Origin of the sequence: Nocardioides sp. NPDC057577 (genome assembly GCF_042801335.1) — a bacterium.
Taxonomy (GTDB): Bacteria; Actinomycetota; Actinomycetes; order Propionibacteriales; family Nocardioidaceae; genus Nocardioides.
The window spans coordinates 1-19,028 of sequence record NZ_JBHVGB010000042.1; the positions used below are offsets into that span (position 1 = coordinate 1).

General features: G+C 69.5%; 16 protein-coding genes. 5 read left to right on the forward strand and 11 right to left on the reverse strand.

Annotated features, from left to right (window positions below):
* Positions 1–153 precede the first annotated feature (153 nt).
* The 4 genes from ACFU7D_RS11255 to ACFU7D_RS11270 all read left to right on the forward strand — a co-directional run bounded on the left by ACFU7D_RS11255 (position 154) and on the right by ACFU7D_RS11270 (position 4,681).
* A complete protein-coding gene (locus ACFU7D_RS11255; RefSeq protein ID WP_378867021.1) occupies positions 154–1,371 on the forward strand; it encodes a PucR family transcriptional regulator in 1,218 nt (405 codons plus the stop codon).
* Between the two features lie 13 nt (positions 1,372–1,384).
* On the forward strand, positions 1,385–2,395 hold the full coding sequence (locus ACFU7D_RS11260; protein ID WP_378867023.1) for an HAD family hydrolase: 1,011 nt from the start codon (positions 1,385–1,387) through the stop codon (positions 2,393–2,395).
* Between the two features lie 114 nt (positions 2,396–2,509).
* On the forward strand, positions 2,510–3,697 hold the full coding sequence (locus ACFU7D_RS11265) for a lytic transglycosylase domain-containing protein (protein WP_378867026.1): 1,188 nt from the start codon (positions 2,510–2,512) through the stop codon (positions 3,695–3,697).
* A 132-nt stretch (positions 3,698–3,829) separates the two neighbouring features.
* The gene (locus ACFU7D_RS11270) at positions 3,830–4,681 is read left to right on the forward strand and encodes a GTP-binding protein LepA (protein ID WP_378867029.1); all 852 of its coding nucleotides are present in this window, start codon (positions 3,830–3,832) and stop codon (positions 4,679–4,681) included.
* A gap of 100 nt (positions 4,682–4,781) precedes the next feature.
* On the opposite strand, the gene ACFU7D_RS11275 is transcribed toward ACFU7D_RS11270, so the two are convergent.
* Positions 4,782–7,055, reverse strand: a complete 2,274-nt coding sequence (locus tag ACFU7D_RS11275; protein ID WP_378867031.1) for a transglycosylase domain-containing protein — start codon at positions 7,053–7,055, stop codon at positions 4,782–4,784.
* Positions 7,056–7,179: 124 nt separating this feature from the next.
* On the opposite strand from ACFU7D_RS11275, the gene ACFU7D_RS11280 reads away from it, so the two are divergent.
* Complete coding sequence (locus ACFU7D_RS11280; protein ID WP_378867035.1) at positions 7,180–8,043, forward strand: DUF692 domain-containing protein; 864 nt, start codon at positions 7,180–7,182, stop codon at positions 8,041–8,043.
* On the opposite strand, the gene ACFU7D_RS11285 is transcribed toward ACFU7D_RS11280, so the two are convergent.
* The 10 genes from ACFU7D_RS11285 to ACFU7D_RS11330 form a co-directional block, all read right to left on the reverse strand.
* On the reverse strand, positions 8,012–8,905 hold the full coding sequence (locus ACFU7D_RS11285; protein ID WP_378729931.1) for an Abi-alpha family protein: 894 nt from the start codon (positions 8,903–8,905) through the stop codon (positions 8,012–8,014). The genes ACFU7D_RS11280 and ACFU7D_RS11285 overlap by 32 nt on opposite strands.
* A complete protein-coding gene (locus ACFU7D_RS11290) occupies positions 8,902–10,224 on the reverse strand; it encodes a hypothetical protein (RefSeq protein WP_378729933.1) in 1,323 nt (440 codons plus the stop codon). Before ACFU7D_RS11290 ends, ACFU7D_RS11285 begins: the two co-directional genes overlap by 4 nt.
* 81 nt (positions 10,225–10,305) lie before the next feature.
* Entirely contained in the window at positions 10,306–11,307 is a 1,002-nt protein-coding gene (locus ACFU7D_RS11295; RefSeq protein WP_378867038.1) for an Abi-alpha family protein, read from the reverse strand.
* A complete protein-coding gene (locus ACFU7D_RS11300; protein ID WP_378867041.1) occupies positions 11,304–12,617 on the reverse strand; it encodes a hypothetical protein in 1,314 nt (437 codons plus the stop codon). Before ACFU7D_RS11300 ends, ACFU7D_RS11295 begins: the two co-directional genes overlap by 4 nt.
* 382 nt (positions 12,618–12,999) lie before the next feature.
* A complete protein-coding gene (locus tag ACFU7D_RS11305) occupies positions 13,000–13,434 on the reverse strand; it encodes a heat shock protein transcriptional repressor HspR (RefSeq protein ID WP_378867044.1) in 435 nt (144 codons plus the stop codon).
* On the reverse strand, positions 13,434–14,624 hold the full coding sequence (locus tag ACFU7D_RS11310) for a DnaJ C-terminal domain-containing protein (RefSeq protein WP_378729941.1): 1,191 nt from the start codon (positions 14,622–14,624) through the stop codon (positions 13,434–13,436). Before ACFU7D_RS11310 ends, ACFU7D_RS11305 begins: the two co-directional genes overlap by 1 nt.
* Positions 14,625–14,705: 81 nt before the next feature.
* Positions 14,706–15,413 carry a nucleotide exchange factor GrpE gene (gene grpE / locus ACFU7D_RS11315; RefSeq protein ID WP_378729943.1) on the reverse strand — a complete coding sequence of 236 codons (708 nt, stop codon included), beginning with the start codon at positions 15,411–15,413 and terminating at the stop codon, positions 14,706–14,708.
* Complete coding sequence (gene dnaK, locus ACFU7D_RS11320) at positions 15,410–17,269, reverse strand: molecular chaperone DnaK (RefSeq protein ID WP_378729945.1); 1,860 nt, start codon at positions 17,267–17,269, stop codon at positions 15,410–15,412. The genes grpE and dnaK overlap by 4 nt, the downstream gene beginning before the upstream one ends.
* 247 nt (positions 17,270–17,516) lie before the next feature.
* Positions 17,517–18,368, reverse strand: coding sequence for an aldo/keto reductase (locus ACFU7D_RS11325; RefSeq protein ID WP_378867049.1), 852 nt, complete (start codon positions 18,366–18,368; stop codon positions 17,517–17,519).
* 49 nt (positions 18,369–18,417) lie between these two features.
* Positions 18,418–19,002, reverse strand: a complete 585-nt coding sequence (locus ACFU7D_RS11330) for a hypothetical protein (RefSeq protein ID WP_378867052.1) — start codon at positions 19,000–19,002, stop codon at positions 18,418–18,420.
* Between the last annotated feature and the right edge of the window lie 26 nt (positions 19,003–19,028).

Here is a 19,028-nt window from a genome sequence, read left to right on the forward strand (position 1 = left end):
GCCACACGGCCCCCGGCGGACTCTGCCCATCCGGCCACCCGACGGCACAGACGTACCGAATTCCGGGGGCACGCCAAGCAAAGACGTGCCATGGTGGTCGATACCTTCTCGGGCATGTTGGACGAAGGAGTTTGACGTGCGACGGAGCACGAGATGACGCAGACCCACCAGTCCCCCGGACTTCCCGGTTCCGCCGTGTGGATGCTGAAGAGCCTCGAGGGCGAGGTGCGGCCGATCGCGCGCAAGATCACCGGCCACCTGCGCGAGGGGCTGCCGGCCGAGACCGAGGGCTTCGAGGAGCTCATCTTCACCGCCGTGCACGGCGCGATGTCGCACTTCATCGACCTGGGTCTGGGACGTTCGGCGCCCTATATCGCGATCGACGACCACTTCCGCAAGGTCGGCTTCAAGGTCGCCGCGCTGGGCCAGGACCGGGCCATCGTCGACCAAGGCATCCACATGGCCACCACCGAGCTCTGGGACGAGCTGCGCCGCCGGGCGGTCGAGAACGAGCTTTCCGCCGCGGCGCTGAACGCGCTCAACGAGATGATGACGACGTACGTCGAGCACCTGACCTCGCAGGTCGGCAAGGGCTTCGAGGCCGGCACCGAGGCTCGCGACCAGGACAACGACGTCGCCCGGGCCCGGCTGATCGACCGGATGCTGTCGGGTGCCTCCGCCGACGAGATCGAGGTGCAGGCGGCGCTGGGCGACTGGGCGCTGCCGGAGAAGGTGACCGTGATGGCGGTCGAGCTGCGTGACGGGGAGCGGATCCTCTCCGACGCCCTCTCCGCCACGGCCCTCACCCGGCGCCGCGAGCCGACGCAGGTGGTGATGTGCCCTCCTCACGACGCCGAGACGGTGACCAAGCAGGTCCGGGCCGCGGCACCGAAGGCACGGGTCTCGATCTGCTGGCCGGTGCCACCCGAGGACGTACCCGCCGCCTGGCGCTGGGCCAACCGCGCCCTGGCGCTGGTCAACGCCCGGGTGATCCCGGCCAAACCGGTCATCGACTGCCTCGCGTATCGCACCGAGATCTGGCTGCACGCCGAGCCGGTGATGCGCCGCCAGCTCGCGCAGGAGCTGCTCGAGCCGCTGCTGGCCGAGTCGGCCAACTCGCGCGAGATCCTCACCGAGACCCTGCTGGTCTGGCTCGAGACCCGGGAGAGCGCACCGGCGATCGCGGCGGTCCTCGGCGTGCACCCGCAGACCATCCGCTACCGGTGGAAGCGGATCAACGAGCTCTTCGGGGAATCCCTGCGTGATCCCGAGTTCGTGACCCAGCTCCTGCTGCTCCTGAAGGCGAGCGTGCCGCTGTGGGTCGCCGGCGACCAGAGCGACTTCGACCGCTACCAGCAGCAGACCGGCTGATCCGGGATCGCTCATGGAGATGTTCGTCCTCGTGGCGGGTGCGGTCGCGGCGTACGTCCTCGGCTCGGTGTTCCCGCACGTCGTCGCGGGCTGGTCCGGTCGCCGGCGCGGGATCGAGTCGGTGCCCCGGTCCTCGTGGGCGGTCGCTGCCCGGGTCGACACGGTGGTGCTCGACCGCTGGGGGACCGTGACCACCGGGCGTCTCGTGGTGACCACCGTCGACCCGCTCGATCCCGACCACCTGCGCAACCTGCGCTGGTTCGCGGGGGCGCTGGAGCACGAGGCCGAGGGCCCGCTCGCCCGCGCGGTCGCCCGGCTCTCGCCGCGCGGCCGGGTCACCGACTTCGGTGTCGTTCCCGGATCGGGGGTGCGGGGGTCGGTCGACCGGCATCCCGTACGTGTCGGGCGGCCCTCCTGGGTCGGCATGGCTGATCGCACCGAGCGCGGCACCGTCCTCGGTGTCGAGCTCGACGGGCGGCCGCTGGGCTATCTCGTGGTCGGCGACGAGCCGCGCAAGGACGCGGGGGCGGCGGTGTCACGGCTGACGTCCGCGGGGGTGACCCCGGTGCTGGTCTCCGACGACACCGACCGCGAGACCGAGCACCTCGCCGAGACCTGCGGGATCGAGCGATGGCATCCCGAGATCGCCCCCGAGAAACGGGAGCGGCTCGTCGCCGAGCTGCAGGAGCAGGGTCGGGTGGTGGCCTTCGTGAGCTCTCGCCCGGAGGACGCCGAGGCCCAGGGGGCGGCCGACCTGGCCGTGGGCGGGAGCTCCGGCGTACGGCTGACGGATCTCGACGTCCGGCGCGTCGCCGAGCTGATCTCGATCGCGCGCGGGGTCGTCCTGGCTCGTCGCTGGGCCGGGCCCGTCGCGCTGGTGCCGGCGGTGGTCGGGGCCGTGGCGGTGATCCTCGGCGCCGGCTCGGTCCTGCTCACCGCGGGATGCGCACTGCTCTGCCTGGTGACCGCGGCAGTGGCCGGGACGATCCCGGTGGCGAGGTCCGGAAACTTGTCACGTGCGTGAGTAGTTTCCGGGATTCTCGGCCCGGATCGCGCTCAGCGCGTTGTGGCGGGGCTCACATGATGGCTGGATCGGTGACATCGACCCACCCCGCCCGACCCGAGGATGTGACCGAGGATGACCCCACGACCCGGTCTGCTGTTCAAGGCTGCTGCGCTGCCTGTTGCCGCCGTGACCGCCGCCTGGACGATCCATGCGATCCAGGAGGGCCGGCCCGTCGACGCCACGGCCAGCGTGGGTCAGGTGCCGGTCGAGGTGCCGGCCCAGGAGCTGCTGCCGCCGGTGAGCGTCTCCGCGGTCAAGCCCATCCCCAAGGTCAGCCCCACCCTGGCGGCCAAGCCTGCCGGGTTCGCCGCCGAGGCCGCTGCCGGCGTCATCCCCGAGACCGCGCTCTCCGCCTACCAGCGTGCTGCGACGGTGCTGGCCGACGCCGACCCGGGCTGTCATCTCGACTGGTCGCTGATCGCCGCGATCGGGCGGGTCGAGTCCGACCACGGCCGGGCCGGGGGTAACACGCTGTCCGCCTCCGGGGTCGCGACGCCCGGGATCTTCGGCGTACCTCTCACCGGGGCCGCCGGGACCGCACGCATCCTGGACACCGACGGCGGCACCTACGACCGCGACCTCGTCTACGACCGCGCGGTCGGGCCGATGCAGTTCATCCCGTCGACCTGGTCCGACGTCGGGGTCGACGCCGACGGCGACGGTCGCCGCGACCCGCAGGACGTCGACGACGCCGCGCTCGCCGCCGCGGTCTACCTGTGCTCCGGATCCGCCGACCTGTCCACCGAGGCCGGGCAGCGCTCGGCGGTGCTCCGCTACAACCACAGCGGGGCGTACGTCTCGGCGGTCCTGCAGATCGCGTCCGGCTATCGGTCGGGGACCTTCGAGGCACCCGCCGGAGTCGTCCTGCCCGCCGCCCAGATCCCGGTCACCTCCGCCTCCGACCTCGAGCCGCTCTCCGGCGCCTCGCCCAGCGCCCAGCCGCCCCGGCGTGGCTCCTCCACGGGCGGGACGGACACCGGTACGCCCGGCGGCGGCTCGACCACGCCCTCCTCCCCCTCGCCCTCCCCCGGCGATGGCGGGTCCGTCGTCCCGTCGCCCACCTCGGACCCGGAACCGACCGGCTCCCCCACCGAGACACCGACCGAGACGCCCACCGAGACGCCCACCGAGCCCCCCACGGAAACGCCTACGGAGACCCCGACCGAGACACCCACCGAGACCCCGACCGAGACACCGACGCCCACCGAGGACCCGACGCCCACCGAGACCCCGACCGAGTCACCCGCCGCTACCGAGTAGCTCGCCCGCTGGTCGAGCCCCCGCGCGAAAAGTGTCGAGGCCAACACCCTTGGTTTGGCTAAATCGCATTACAAGGCCACGCAGTACGGGCAGACTGGAGACGCTGCTGACACCCCACTGGGAGCCGCCTCGATGCCGACCGATACCGACCGTCTCGTTGCTCACGTCGCGCGCCTGGGCGAGGAGCACCCACCGATCCCGATGGACTCGGTCGACTTCACCGTGAACGACCCGGTGGGCTTCGGTGCCCGCTTCGGCCATGTCCTCGACTACATGGCGCGGGTCGAGCTCGAGGTCGACCGCAACGTACTCGAGATCTCGACCATGCTCCCCAACCCACCCGAGGTCGACAAACTGTTCTACGCCGAGGTGTGGCAGCCGCAGGAGATCCAGCACGGGCTGATCCTCGACCGGCTCCAGCAGGTCCTCGGGCGCCCGCCGGCGACCACCGACCTCGACCACGTCGGCCTGAAGCTGAAGGTGCTCGGTCTGCTGGCTCACCTGGAGCCGTTCCAGGACGTCTGCCGGATGCTCTACTACCTGACCGGCATGGCCACCGAGCGCTCCGCGGTGATCGCCTACAACCTGCTCCACGACGGCGTCATCGAGACCGGCGAGCACGCCGTCGCCGACACCGTGATCGCGCCGATCAAGCGCCAGGAGCCCGGCCACTACGCCTTCTACCAGCTCTCCGCCCGCGCCCACTGGGCCACGCTCGCAGCCTGGCAGAAGTGGCTGGTCCGACGCATGCGCCGGATCTCCTTCGCTCCCGTCGGGGTCAACAACGTGAGCCAGCTGGCCGACTTCGGCGACGTCATGGAGACGCTCGGCGTCGACCACGAGGGCCGTGACCTGGCCGCCGACGTGGCACGGGTCGAGCAGGAGCTCCTCTGGGCCCGCGACCGCGGCCTCCCCGTCCCCGACTACGTCACCCGCGCCTTCCGGGATGCTGTCGAGGCTGCTCAGGTGCGCGCGGCTGCCTGAACATTCACCGAGGTAACTCGGTCGACGGTGACTTCCTTCGCGGAACTCCACGAAGGAAGTGGGCGCCTACCGAGTTACCTCGGTGAACATCCGCCCGCCGTCACCCGCGCCACTTCGACACGAGCATCTCGACCGTCGCACCCTTGATCGCGCGGCTGCCGGGGACGGTGCCGACCACGGTGCCGGCCTTCCAGCGCGACTTCACCCGCTTACCGACGACCGGCTTGAACCCGGCCGCCTTGAGCCGGGCGGTGGCCTTGGCGACCGAGAGCCCCTCGACCTTCGGGATCTTGACGCCCTTGCCGTTGACGACGCTGGCTCCGGGACGTACGAAGCCCGCGGAGCCGAGCTTGCCGTCGATCGCCCGCATCGCGTCGGCCCACATCGGGCCGGCGACGGTCGAGCCCGACGCCGAGGCGACGTAGCCGCCGCGCAGGCGCTGCCCGTTGAGGGTGACCCACTTTCCCTCGTAGTTCGCACCGGCGATCATCGAGGCGGTCGCGAGCTTGGGCGTGTAGCCGTTGAACCACACCGCGCGGTTGCTGTTGGTGGTCCCGGTCTTGCCTGCCGACGGCACGCTCAGCGCGAGCTTCTGCCCGAAACCGCCCGGCTGCAGCACGCCGCGGAGGATGTCGTTCATCGCATCAGCCGTGCCCGTACGCATCACCTGCTCGCACGAGGCCGCGTACTCCTTCATCGTCTTCCCGTCAGGTCCGACGATCTCGGTCACGGGGCGCGAGTCGCAGTGCTTGCCGCGGGCACCGAAGGTCGCGTACGCCTCGGCCATCTCCAACGGGCTGACGTCGACCGGACCGAGGGTGAAGGAGGGCACCCGCTCGTGGGCGGGATCGGTCAGGCTGACGCCCATCTTCTTCGCGAGCGTGTAGGGGGCGCAGACGCCGGTGAACTGCTCGAGCCGGACGTAGAAGGTGTTCACCGACTCGCGGGTGCCGGTGTAGAGGTTCTTGTTGCCCGAGGTGGTCGAGTTGCCGACCGGGTAGGGGTTGGGGCTGAAGTTGCCCTCTCCGGGGCAGTTGGCGAAGGACCCCTGGTTGAACGTCCTCTTGGCCGGCGAGGGGATCTCCTGCCGGAGCGGGAAGCCCTTCTCGATCGCCGCGGCGCCGACGAAGACCTTGAACGTCGAGCCTGCCTGGAAGCCGTTGGCGTCGCCGTACTCCTTCGGCACCAGGTAGTTCAGGTAGGACTCGCCCTTCTTCCGGTTCTCCCCCATCGGCCGCGACTGCGCCAGCGCCTTGACGTTGCCGGTGCCGGGCTCGACCATCGCCAGGGCACCGACCGCGTTGTCGGTCGGCGAGACGCGACGGCTCACCGACTTCTGCGCCGCCTTCTGGAAGCTGGCGTCCAGGGTGGTCCTGATGGTCAGGCCGCCGGTCTGCAGCAGCCGCCAGCGCTCGGCCTCGGTCTCGCCCAGCGACTTGTCGGCGAGCAGCCACTGCAGCGCGTAGTCGCAGAAGAACTCGGCCGAGGAGCCGAAGCAACCGTTGCGACTGTCCTGGACGTGGAGGCCGAGCTCGCTCTCCTTGAGCTTCTCGGCGTCGGCCCGCGGCAGGTCGCCGACCTGGACCAGCCGCTCGAGCACCAGGTTGCGGCGGGCCACCGTGGCATCGGGGTAGTCGGTGGGGTCGTAGCCGGTCGGGTTCTTCACCATCCCGGCCAGCATCGAGGCCTGCCCCCAGGTCAGGTCGGCGGCGTCGACGCCGAAGTAGTGCTTCGCTGCCGCCTGGACCCCGTAGGCGGAGTCACCGAAGTAGGCGGCGTTGAGGTAGCGCTCGAGGATCCAGTCCTTGTCGTGGTTCTCCTCGAGCCAGATCGCATAGCGGAGCTCGCGGATCTTGCGGGCCGTGGACTTCTCGGTCGCCGCGGCCCGCTCCTCGTCGGTGTCGGCCCCGTAGACGAGCGTCGTCTTGACCAGCTGCTGGGTGATCGACGAGCCACCCTGCACCGAACCCGACTCGGAGGCCGAGTTGCGCAGCAGCGCCCGCAGCGTGCCCTTGAGGTCCATCGCCCCGTGCTCGTAGTAGCGGCTGTCCTCGATCGCGAGCAGCGCCTTCGGCATGTTGGGCGAGATCTGGTCGAGCGCCTTGTAGGACCGGTTCTGGTCGTAGAGGGTGGTGATCACCTTGCCGTGAACGTCCAGGATGCGCGTCGTCTGCGACAGCTCGCCCATGTCGATGTCGAGGGGCAGCTCATCCATCGCCTCGGCGCCGGACTTGGCCGCGACACCGGTCAGGTGGACGAACGGGATCGCCATCCCCGAGGCGACCAGACCCGTCGCCGCGGCGACGCCGATGAGAGCCGCGAACCGCATCACGACGCGATGGAAGGGCAGGGAACGAACGACTTTGCGGGCCAAGATGGGGGCTCCTACCCGGGCCTCGAGCCAGGACCGGCGAGGGTTGCTGAAAGATCGGAGAACAGGTGTTCACGATACCGGAAGGCCCCACACCGGCCGCGTTCGATCCGCCACACTTCATCCTGTGAATCCCTCGGTCTCCGGCATCGCCGTGGCTTGGCGCCCCGCGATCGCCGAGCTCCTCCAGACGTACGCCGCCTCCGGCCGGCTCGGGTTCACCGAGGTGGTCGCGGAGAACACCGCGCCGGCGCAGGTCCCGCAGGCTGTCCGGGATCTCTGCGTCCCCGTCATCGCCCACGGGGTCACCCTCGGTCTGGCCGGCGCCGACCGCCCGGCGGCGGACCGCCTCACCCGGCTGGCCGAGCTCGCCGAGGCCCTGGACAGCCCGTTCGTCTCCGAGCACGTCGCTTTCGTTCGGGCGAGCGACTCCCCGGACCCGCTCCACGGCGACGTCCTGGAGGCGGGCCACCTGCTGCCGCCACCGCGCACGGCCGACTCGCTCGACGTGCTGGTCGACAACGTCCGGATCGCGCAGGATCAGCTGCCGGTGCCGCTCGCGGTCGAGAACATCGCCGCCACCTTCACCTGGCCCGAGGACACCATCAGCGAGCCCGACTTCCTCACCGAGCTCGTCGAACGCACCGGCGTACGTCTCGTCCTCGATGTCGCCAACCTCTACGCCTCCGCGGTCGCCCGCGGCTCCGACCCCGTCGCCGACCTGGCCCGCTTCCCGCTCGACGCGGTCGCCTACATGCACGTCGCCGGCGGCACCGAGCGCGAGGGCCTCTACATCGACACCCACGCCCACCCGATGCCGACGCCGGTGCTGTCGCTGCTCGCGACCGCGGTCGAGGCGTACGCCGGGCGACGGCTCCCTGGGATCATGCTCGAACGCGACGCGGACGTGTCACCGCAGAGCGTCGATCCCGAGTTCACGAGGCTCGCCGAGGCGGTCCCTACGCCTTCGGCAGGTCCGCCCCACCGGTGACCGGAGCCTGGTGCTCCGGGTAGACCGACTCGGCCGAGCCCTCGTCCACCAGCGTGGTGCGACCGAAGGCCTCGCCGAACGGCGTCAGGTGGACCGAGCGGCGCACGATCTTGGCGAACTTCACCGAGTGCAGCGCCTCGAGCACGTCGGGTTGGGCCTCGAGGACCTGGTATTCCAACGGGTCGGGCAGCGGCTCCTTGGAGAACCACACCAGCCCGAGCCGGAACAGGTTGTTGAGATAGGCGGGGACCCGGTCCGGATAGCGCACGCCGCTGCGCCCGGCGATCATGTTGAGACCAGGCGCGATCATGGTGCTGCCGACGAGGCCCGCCGGCCCACCGGTGCGAATGTCGACCGAGGGCTGCGGTCCGGCCTGGAGCAGGTAGAGCAGCATCCGCGCCTCGTCGGGCGCGAGCTCGTCGAGGATCCGGGCGTACGCCGGGTGCCCCTGCTCATCGGCCCAGACGTCGCGGGACCGGTCGAGCAGCTCGGCTCCTCGTCGGCGCAGCACCGGCAGGGAGTCCTCGGACGCCTCGGCCTCTCGCGTGCGGGCGAGCACGACATCGCGGCCGGCGGCCTCGTAGTCGGCGTCGGAGAGCTCCATCACCTGGTGAGAGCCGGGCAGGATGATCCGGGCCGCGGTGCCGGCGACGATGCCCACGGCCTCGGCCGTCTCCCGCACCAACCCCACGCGTACGTCCTGGTCGACCATCGCCCGGGCGACCCGGATCCCGGCGCGGCCGGAGGTGCGCAACCCCCACCCGGCGGTGTGCCAGGCAGCCCCCGCAGCCACCCTCGCCAGACCGGGAGCGGTGCCGGCCACGGCGGAGGCGGTCGGAAGGACCTTGCCCAAGAGGCTCATGTCGGAAAGATTAGAAGGTGCAGGAAGCCGCCCGCGAGTCCCATGATCGCGCCATGGGCGTAGAGCATCCATTCGTCCTCCTTGATCGCTGACCTCATCATGTCCACGAAGTCGCCGGGCGGAAGCTCCTTGGTGCGCCGCGCGACCAGGTCACGGATCTTGTCCGCCTGGTGACGGCTGAAGCCGGGATCGCGGAACGGCACCAGCGTACGGTCCGCCGCCTCGTTGGCCACCGAGGTGCTGATCCGGTCGAACCGCTCCGAGCCGAGCGCTATCCGCACCGCGCCCCGGTAGGGCCCGGCCGCTTTGTCCACCGCGGGCTTCAGGGCGTTGATCAGCAGCTTGCGGGTGGCGTCGCCGCGGGGGCCGTCGAGCAGGAAGTCGCCGATGCGCTCGAGCGTGATCACGTCGGTGGCGATGATGTCGGCGTAGACCTCGGCCGCCTGCTCCTGGCGGCGCGGGAAGAGGCCCTGGACCTTGATCCCCAGGATGCGCCGCGGCTCCGCGGGCTCGAAGATCAGCCACATGCCGAGCAGGTTGGTCACCCAGCCGACGACCACGCCGAGGACGGGAAGCAGCCACCACACGTGGAAGGTCTGGTCGACCAGCGCCACCGGGATGCCGAGCAGGAAGCCGAAGATGAACCCGAAGGCGACCATGAGATTGAGCTCGCGCTGGCCGAAGTCGCGGAAGATCCTGACCACCAGGGCGGGGTTCTTGCGGAAGTGGTCGATGACCATCAGCTTCGGGTCGAGCAGCTGGTCGATGTGGATGCCGATGTCGTCGGTGACCTTGTGGACGATCGAGGGCAGCTGAGCCTGGACCCGGACGGCGATCGCGTCCTTGACCGCCTGCGGCAGGTCGCGCCAGAGCCGCGGGTGCTCGCGCATCATGATCTGGTCGACCAGCTCGGGCACCTCCGGGCGGAAGGTCTCCACGATGTGCGTGGCGATCTCCGAGGGACCGAGCTGCTGGTAGAAGTCGCTGGGCGTGCCGAGCTTGGCGATCGCCTTGTCGACGGCGATCGAGCCCATCTTCGCGGCCCGGGCGGGGATGATGCCCTGCCAGCCGAGCCCGCCCTGGGCGAAGCCCGGGACCTCCTGCAGCTTGTGCGGCAGCACCCTGGTCAGCTCGCGCAGCCCCGGCACCCGGAACCCCTTGAACGAGAGCGGGGAGAAGAGCATGTAGAGGCCCGACCAGTTGATCAGCCAGCCGATCACCCCGGTGAAGATCGGGATGGTGATCAGCGAGAGCCAGTGGACGTGGGCTGCCCAGTCCTCGAACCAGCTGACCAGCGAGTCCTGCCACTCCGGCGACATCCGAGCTCCTTCCGCCAGAGTTCCAGACCGTCAGTATGCGTACCCTACCCACAGGCGAACGCACACACCCCGAAGCGTCTGCTATTCGGCTGAGGCTTCACCCGCCGCGCCGGGCGGAACCCCGTGGCTCGGCAGCTGGTCGAGATCCTCGACGTCGGCGAAGCACGCCCGGGCGAAGTCCCGGCCGAACGGGGTCAGGTGGATCGAGCGCCGCTTGATCCGGGCGCCGCCCTTGGCATGAAGGGCCTGGAGTACGTCGGGTTGCGCCTCGACCACCTGATAGCGGATCAGCTCGCTGACCGGCTCCTCGGACTGCCAGACCAGACCGAGCCGGGTCAGGTTGTTGAGGTACTGCGGCACCAGCGACGGATAGCGCACGCTGGCCTGCGCTCCGATCATGGTCAGACCCCGGGCGATCATCCGCGCCCCGCGCAGGTGGCCGATCAGACCACCCTCGACCACGTCGACGGCCGGCTGCGGGCCGTCCTTGAGCATCAGCACCAGGATGCGCGCCTCGTCGGGGGCCAGCTCGTTGAGGATGCTGACGAAGGCCGGATGGCGCTCGTTCTCGTCCCAAACGTCACGCGATCGGCGCAGCAGCTCCTCGCCGGTCCGCCGCAGCCGGTCGGGCTCCGCGCCCGGGGCGACGCCGTTGACCCGCGCGGCACGGCCCTCCATCGCCGCCCTCGCGCTCTCGGCCGCCGGCAGCGCGAACCGTTCCAGCAGACCTGTGACCGGGTTGCCCGTGGCCACCCGCTTCGCGAGAGCTGTCACCTGCCGGGCGTTGGTCGCCACGTCCTCGGTGAGCCGCACCGCCTCGTCGGGGTCGACGACCGCCTTCGCGACCCGCCCCACCCCGCGGACGTACGTCCTCAGCCCCCAGCCCGCGGTGTGCGCGACCGTGACTGCGGAGATCCTGAGCAGGCCCGGTAGGGCCTCCATCGCATCGTCGACGAGACCGCCGCTCGGGGCCGGCGTCGGCATGCGGTGCATCCCCTCCCGGCCCTCGGCGAGCTCTTCGGGCGGCTCGATCGGGGGTGGCCGCAGGGCCGCCGGCTCGGTGTTGATGTGGAGGGCGCTCACAGCACGTTCCACCATTCGAAGACGGCGACGTGCAGGAACCCGCCCGCCAGCCCCATGATCGCCCCGTGGGCGTAGAGCAGCCACTCGTCCTCCTTGATCGCGGCTCTCATCATCTCAACGAAGGTCCTCGGTGGCAGCGCCCTGCAGCGGTCGGCGATCAGCCGGCGGATGTTGCACGACTGCTGCTGGCTGAAGGCGGCGTCGCGCAGCGGGGTGAGGGTGTAGTCGACGGCCTGCTCGGCGACCGAGGTCCGGATCGCGTCGAACCTCCTGGTCCCGACCGCGACCCGGACCGCACCGTAGGCCGGCCCGACCGCGGCGTCGACCGCCGGCTCAAGGGCCGCGGCCAGCATCTGGCGGGTCCGGTCACCCGACGGCCCGTTGAGGAGATGGTCGCCGATCCGCTCGAGGGTGATCACGTCCTGGGCGATGTGCTTGCCGTAGACGTCGGAGGCCTGCCACTGCCGCCGGGCGAAGAGCGCCTGGATCCTGAACGGGCCGATCCGCCTGGGCTCGGCGGGCTCGAAGATGAGCAGCATGCCGAGCAGGTTGGTCGTCCACCCGACCAGCACGCCGAGGATCGGCAGCAGCCACCAGATGTGGAAGGCCTGGTCGACGACCGCGACCGGGATGCCGAGCAGGAAACCGAAGATCGCCCCGAAGATGACCATCATCCGCAGCTCGCGGGCACCGAAGTCCTTGAAGATCCGCACGATGATCGAGGGATCCTTCTCGAAGTTCTCGATCACCATGAGCTTCGGGTCGAAGAGCTGGTCGATGTGGTTGCCGATCTCGACGGTCACGTCACCGACGACCTCGGGGAGCCGGTCCTGGACCCGCTGGATCACGACCGTACGCAGCGGGCGCGGCAGATCGCGCCAGAACCGGGGATGCTCACGCCACATGATCTCGTCGACGAGCAGAGGGATCTCGGGACGGAAGACGTCGACGATGTGCGCGGCGATCTTGTCCGGCTCGAGCTGCACGTAGAAGTCACGGGCCGTCGCCATCTGGGACAACGCCCGGTCGACGGCGATCGAGCCCATCTTCGCGGCCCGTGCCGGCACGATCCCCTGCCAGCCGAGCCCGCCGCGCAGGATGCCCGGGATCTCCTGGACCTTGCGCGGCAGCGAGCCCGCGATCTGCTTGAGCCCCGGAACGGTGATCCCGTGGAAATGGATCGGGGAGAAGAGCATCCACAGCCCCGACCAGTTGATCAGCCAGCCGATCACGGCGGTGAAGATCGGGATCGACCAGAACTCGAACCAGTCGATCTCCCACCCGGAGAGCACGTCGACGACGCTGGACACGGGACCCCTTGAACTTCCGTCGGTGAAACTCCTCCGGAACCACACCGACCGGCGCCGAGACGCGCCGCGAGTCACCAATCCCGGGAGAGAGATCGCCCGCGCCGGGCGCGGGCGTCACCTCAGATCCTGCCTGATCACCGCGGGTTGGTCCAGGGCGACGCTCGCACCGGGCGCCACTTCCCACCATCCACCGAAATTGGAAGGACCCGGTGGGTCCGTCTCGGGTCGGCTCCACCGGGTCCGCCGCGTGTGCCCCGACCATATGGGGGTTGGTCCGACACCCGCGGCTTACTCATCAGTATGCGGGCATAGCACCAACATCGGTTTTAACCGAAATCCACAACTCGCCAACAGATCTGGCCCGTAAATCAGGCCCTTCATGCTATCCGTGCTGCCGCCGCCAGACCACGATCGCCTGTCCGGGCGGCGCCTGACGAACCGCAGGAAGCCTGCTGGCCGGACCCTTCGGTTCGGGGGCCGCCGCCCTCGCCTGGGCGAGGGCCTCGCGGGTCGCGGCCAGCTCGTGCCGCAGCTCCTCGTTGCGTCGGCGCAGGGCGTCGACATGCTGCTCGAGAGCGAGGATGCGGCGCACCCCCTCGATGCCGATGCCGGCAGCGGTCAGGTCCGCGATCGACCGCAGCAGCTCGATGTCGTGGAAGGAGTAGCGACGCCCGCCACCGCCGGTGCGACCCGGGGTGATCAGGCCCATCCGCTCATAGGTGCGCAGCGTCTGCGGGTGCAGCCCGGTCAGCTCCGCGGCCACGCTGATCACGTAGACCGCGGCATCCGGAGCCGGGCTGCCGAATCCCTCGCTCATCATGACTCCTCGAGAAGGGACGTCCGCAGGGGCTTGCCGGCCATCGCGGCCCGATAGGCCTCGACGGCGGCCTTGGCATCGTTGTCGAGCACGGCCGGGATCTGCACCTCGACGGTCGCGAGCAGGTCACCCACGGTGCCGTCCGAGCGCCGGAACCCCTTGCCTCGGACCCGGAACGTACGCCCGTTGGGGGTCCCCGCGGGGATCCGCAGCGTCACCGGCGATCCCGACAGCGTCGGCAGCTTGGCCTCGGCGCCGAGAGCCAGCTCGTCGAACCCGACCGGCACGTCGATGGTGAGGTTGTCGTCCTTGCGGCCGAAGACGCGGTGGGGCGTGACGTGCACGGTGACGTAGAGGTCACCGGACGGGCCGCCGTTCTCACCGGCGGCACCCTTGCCCTTGAGCCGGATCCGCTGACGGTCCTTGACGCCGGCCGGGATGCGCGCCTGGATGGTGCGTGCGGAGGTGCCGCGACCGGAGCCGTGGCAGGTCGGGCAGGCCTCGTCGTAGATCAGCTGGCGGCCGCCGCAGCGCGGGCAGGTCTCGTTCATCGAGAACGCGCCGCCGACGGAGTTGACGACGTAGCCGGCGCCCTCGCACTCCGGGCAGACCCGCGGCTTGGTGCCGGGCTTGCCACCGGTGCCGTTGCAGTCGGGACAGGCGGCGTCCGAGGTCAGCCGCAGCGAGATGGTCACGCCGTCGAGCGCGTCGGTGAACCCGATCGTGGCGCTCGTCTCGACGTCGGCACCCTTGATCGGCCGAGCCCTCGGGGTCGTACGCCGCCCACCGAAGCCTCCGCCGGCGCCACCGGCACCGCCGAAGAGGTCGCCGAACATGTCGCCGAGGCCACCGCCCTGGGCGGTGCCGCCACCGAAGAGGTCGTCGAAGTTGTAGCCGCGGCCGCCCGTGCCACCGAAGCCGCCCGGGAAGCCGCCCGAGGCACCGAGCGTGCGGACCTCGTCGTACTTCTTGCGCTTCTCGGCGTCGCCGACGACGTCATAGGCCTCGGCGACCTTCTTGAACTTCTCGTGCTTGGCGTCGTCGCCCGGGTTGGAGTCGGGGTGGTTGGCCCGCGCGAGCTTGCGGTAGGCCTTCTTGATGTCGTCGCCCGAGGCGTCCTTCTTGACACCCAGCTCGGAGTAGTAGTCCTTGTTGATCCAGTCCGGCCGGATCCCGTCGTTCTCAGCCACCTAGCCCCTCCTCCCTTCTTCGCGGTGGCCGAGGCCATCGGTGCTTCGACAGCCTCGGCCACCAGTCGTTGTCACTCCGGGTCACTCCGGGTCGACGACCAGGACCTGCGCGGCCCTGACCACCCGGTCGCCGATCATGTAGCCGGCCTTGGCGACCAGCTTGACCGAGGTCTCCTCGACCTCCGGGTCGGTGCCCATGTGGCTGAGCGCCTCGTGACGGTTGGGATCGAAGACGTCGCCCGGCTCACCGAACTTCTTCAGACCCAGGTTGGTCACGATCTTCTCGAGCTGGTCGGCGACCGCCTTGAAGCCGCCATCGACCTCGCCGTGCTCACGAGCACGGTCGATGGTGTCGAGCACCTCCACGATCGGAGTGAGCACCTTGAAGGTCGCGTTCTGCGAGACCAGCTCGCGATCACGGTCGACCCGCTTCTTGTAGTTGACGTACTCGGCCTGGAGACGCTGCAGGTCCGTGGTCAGCTCGGCGACCCGCTTGTCGACCTCGTCGGCGGCATCGGCCATGAAGTCCACCTCGCTGTCGTCCTCGATCACCACGTCCGCCTCGTCCTCGGTCTCGTCTTCCTCGTCCTCGGTCGCCTCGTCGGAGGCGTCCTCGTCGGAGCCGGCCTCGGCGTCGTCCGAGTCCGAGGCGTCGCCCTCAGGAGCGTCCACCTCTGAGCCCTCGGTCGACTCCTCGCCCGCCTCTGTCTCAGGGTCGGTCTCGGGCGGGGCCTCGGAGGTCGTCTCCTCGACGACCTCCTCCGCCCCGCCGGGGCGGCGCTTCGTCACTTCTTGTCGCCCTCTTCACCCTCGACGGGCTCGTCGACGATCTCGGCGTCGACGACGTCGTCGTCGGCCTCGCCGGTCGCACCGGTGGCACCGCCGGCAGCGGACTGCTCGGCCTCGGCCGCGGCGTACATGGCCGCACCCATCTTCTGCGAGGACTCACCGAGCTTGGTGATCGCGGTCTGGATGGCGTCCTTGTCGGCCTCAGTGTCCTCGAGGACCTTCTTCAGGGCGTCCAGGTCGGCCTGCACCTCGGTCTTCACGTCGTCCGGGACCTTGTCGCCGGAGTCGGTGATGAACTTCTCGGTGGTGTAGACGAGGCTGTCACCCTGGTTGCGGATCTCGATGGACTCGCGACGCTTGGCGTCCTCCTCGGCGTACTGCTCCGCCTCCTTGACCATGCGGTCGATGTCGTCCTTCGACAGCGCGGAGCCGCCGGAGATCGTCATGGACTGCTCGCGGCCGGAAGCCTGGTCCTTGGCGGAGACGTGCACGATGCCGTTGGCGTCGATGTCGAAGGTGACCTCGATCTTCGGCACGCCACGCGGCGCCGGCGGGAGGCCGGTGAGCTCGAAGTTGCCCAGCGGCTGGTTCTCCGACCACATCGGGCGCTCGCCCTGCGCGACCTTGATCTCGACGCTCGGCTGGTTGTCGTCAGCCGTGGTGAAGATCTCGGAGCGCTTGGTCGGGATGGTGGTGTTGCGCTCGATCAGGGTGGTGAAGACACCGCCCTTGGTCTCGATCCCGAGGCTCAGCGGGGTGACGTCGAGGAGCAGTACGTCCTTGACCTCGCCCTTCAGCACGCCGGCCTGCAGCGCGGCACCGACGGCCACGACCTCGTCGGGGTTGACGCCCTTGTTGGGCTCCTTGCCACCGAGCAGGCTCTTGACCAGGTCGGTCACGGCCGGCATGCGGGTCGAGCCGCCGACCAGGACGACGTGGTCGATGTCCTTGAGCGCGACGCCGGCGTCCTTGAGGACCGACTCGAACGGCTTCTTGGTGCGGTCGAGCAGGTCGGCGGTGATCTTCTGGAACTCCGCCCGGGTCAGGGTCTCCTCGAAGTGGAGGGGGCCGGACTCACCGTGGGTGATGTAGGGCAGGTGGATGCTCGTGTTCTGCGACGAGGACAGCTCGATCTTCGCCTTCTCGGCGGCCTCCTGGAGGCGCTGCGCGGCGATCTTGTCGGCGGCCAGGTCGACGCCGTTGGCGGCCTTGAACTTCCCGACCATCCACTTGACGATCGAGTTGTCCCAGTCGTCACCACCGAGGTGGTTGTCCCCGGAGGTCGCCTTGACCTCGACGACACCCTCACCGATCTCGAGCAGGGACACGTCGAACGTGCCGCCACCGAGGTCGAAGACGAGGATGGTCTGGTCGTCGCCCTTGTCGAGGCCGTAGGCCAGCGCGGCGGCGGTGGGCTCGTTGACGATGCGGGAGACGTTGAGGCCCGCGATCTCACCGGCCTCCTTGGTGGCCTGGCGCTGAGCGTCGGAGAAGTAGGCCGGGACGGTGATGACCGCGTCGGTCACCGTCTCGCCGAGGTAGGCCTCGGCGTCGCGCTTGAGCTTCTGCAGGACGAACGCGCTGATCTGCTGCGGCGTGAAGTCCTTGTCGTCGATGTTCACTTTCCAGTCGGTGCCCATGTGACGCTTGACCGAACGGATCGTGCGGTCCACGTTGGTGACGGCCTGGCGCTTGGCGACCTCGCCGACCAGCACCTCACCGGACTTGCTGAACGCGACCACGGAAGGCGTCGTACGGGCGCCTTCGGCATTCGCGATGACGGTGGCCTCGCCACCCTCCAGAACCGAGACGACCGAGTTGGTGGTCCCGAGGTCGATACCGACGGCACGTGCCATCTTTGCTACCTCCGCTTGTTGAAGCTGTGTGTATGTGGCTGTGTTGCATCTGGGGCGGGAAGCCCCGGAAGACTGGTTGGTCTGCCGCCCAGCGGCTGCCGCCGCCGAGTCTTGCAAACAAGTTGAGCCGATTCAACTCAACTTCGTTCACTGTCCACAACGAAGACCTTACGTCCCCTATTCCAACGCCGGTCAAAAGCACGCCGAGTCGGCTCGTCATGACGAGCCGACTCGGCGGGTGTCTGGGTCAGAAGGACGGGATCCAGTCGAAGGTGTCGGGGTTGGGGCCCGAGCGGCCGGACTCGCCCTTGTCGAGGGCCGCGAGGGCTGCGACCTGGTCGGCGCTCAGCTCGAAGTCGAAGATCGCGAGGTTCTCCTCGAGCCGCTCGCGGCGTACGGACTTGGGGAAGACGATGTCGCCGCGGTCGATCTGCCAGCGGAGCAGGACCTGGGCGGGCGACTTGCCGTGGGCGGAGGCGATCTCGGCGACCACCGGGTCGGTGAGCTCACCGCCGCCCTGCCCGAGTGGGGACCAGGACTCGACCTTCGCGCCGTGACCCAGGGTGGCGGCGCGAGCGGCCTCGTTGGCGAAGTAGGGGTGGACCTCGATCTGATTGACCGCGGGGGCCACGCCCGTCTCGGCGACGATCTTGTCGAGGTGGTCGGGCTGGAAGTTGGAGACGCCGACGGAGGTGGTCAGGCCCTCCTCGCGAAGGCCGACGAGCGCCTCCCACGTCTTCGCGTACGTCCCGTCGAACTGCGTCGGCAGCGGCCAGTGGATCAGGAACAGGTCGACGCGGTCCAGGCCGAGCAGCTCCAGAGACCTCTCCAGCGATGCCTTCGCCTTGACCGGGTCGTGCTGGGAGTTGTTGAGCTTGGTGGTGACGTAGACGTCCTCGCGGGCGAGTCCGGCGCTCTTCAGCGCGGCGCCGACTCCGGCCTCGTTCTGGTACATCTGCGCGGTGTCGATGTGGCGGTAGCCGGCCTCGAGAGCCTGACTCACCACCTGCTCGGTCTCGTCCTGCGGAACCTGCCAGACACCGAGGCCGAACTGCGGGATCGACGTGCCGTCGTTGAGCTTGATCGTGGGAACCGTCATGTCCCCATACAACCAAGCGGGCAATGACCTATTCCATCCTGGCTCGATCTCAGCCGATCGTCACGGTCACCACGTTGGAGTAGGCGCCGGTGTCGATGTCCTTCATCCGGAACTTGTGCCTTCCGACCCGGCCGGACTGGATCGGGGTGGAGAACTGCTCGCCAGTGACGCGTACGTCCGGGATCCCGAACTCTCCCCAGCCCTGGCCGTCGTTGCGCTCCAGGCGGAGGATGGCGCCCTCGCCGCCGGGGTAGATGCCGGTGAGATCGATCCGCTCCATCGGCGTCGCCACGACGATGCCGGCCTGGAGGGTGATCTCCTTCGCCGGCTTCTCCTCGACGGTCCGGGACGGCGACGGGCTCGTGGAGGCAGCATTCTTCTCCGGAGAGCTCGTCGGGGAGGCGTCGAGCGTGATCGCCGGCCCGTTCGCGGTCTTGGTCGGCTTCGGCGACGGGGCGTAGAGCGAGGCGCCCGCGTCCGGGTCGGTGGCCTGGTCGTCGGTGGCATCGCCACCGAGGCCCATGATGTTGGCACCGACGAACATCCCGATCCCGATGATCAGCCCCACCCCGACCGCAACCGCGACGAGCGCCGTGACTCCGGCTGCGATCGGGTGCTGCCCGCCCTGCTTCACATCTGCTCCTCGACCCGCCCGTGGTG

Excerpts from the sequence above, each read along its gene's own strand:
- ACFU7D_RS11325 (WP_378867049.1), bottom strand. The coding sequence starts at position 18,368 with ATGACGGTTCCCACGATCAAGCTCAACGACGGCACGTCGATCCCGCAG.
- ACFU7D_RS11305 (WP_378867044.1), bottom strand. The coding sequence starts at position 13,434 with ATGAGCGAGGGATTCGGCAGCCCGGCTCCGGATGCCGCGGTCTACGTG.
- ACFU7D_RS11285 (WP_378729931.1), bottom strand. The coding sequence starts at position 8,905 with ATGAGCCTCTTGGGCAAGGTCCTTCCGACCGCCTCCGCCGTGGCCGGC.
- ACFU7D_RS11270 (WP_378867029.1), top strand. The coding sequence starts at position 3,830 with ATGCCGACCGATACCGACCGTCTCGTTGCTCACGTCGCGCGCCTGGGC.
- ACFU7D_RS11255 (WP_378867021.1), top strand. The coding sequence starts at position 154 with ATGACGCAGACCCACCAGTCCCCCGGACTTCCCGGTTCCGCCGTGTGG.
- ACFU7D_RS11290 (WP_378729933.1), bottom strand. The coding sequence starts at position 10,224 with ATGTCGCCGGAGTGGCAGGACTCGCTGGTCAGCTGGTTCGAGGACTGG.
- dnaK (WP_378729945.1), bottom strand. The coding sequence starts at position 17,269 with ATGGCACGTGCCGTCGGTATCGACCTCGGGACCACCAACTCGGTCGTC.
- ACFU7D_RS11260 (WP_378867023.1), top strand. The coding sequence starts at position 1,385 with ATGGAGATGTTCGTCCTCGTGGCGGGTGCGGTCGCGGCGTACGTCCTC.
- ACFU7D_RS11265 (WP_378867026.1), top strand. The coding sequence starts at position 2,510 with ATGACCCCACGACCCGGTCTGCTGTTCAAGGCTGCTGCGCTGCCTGTT.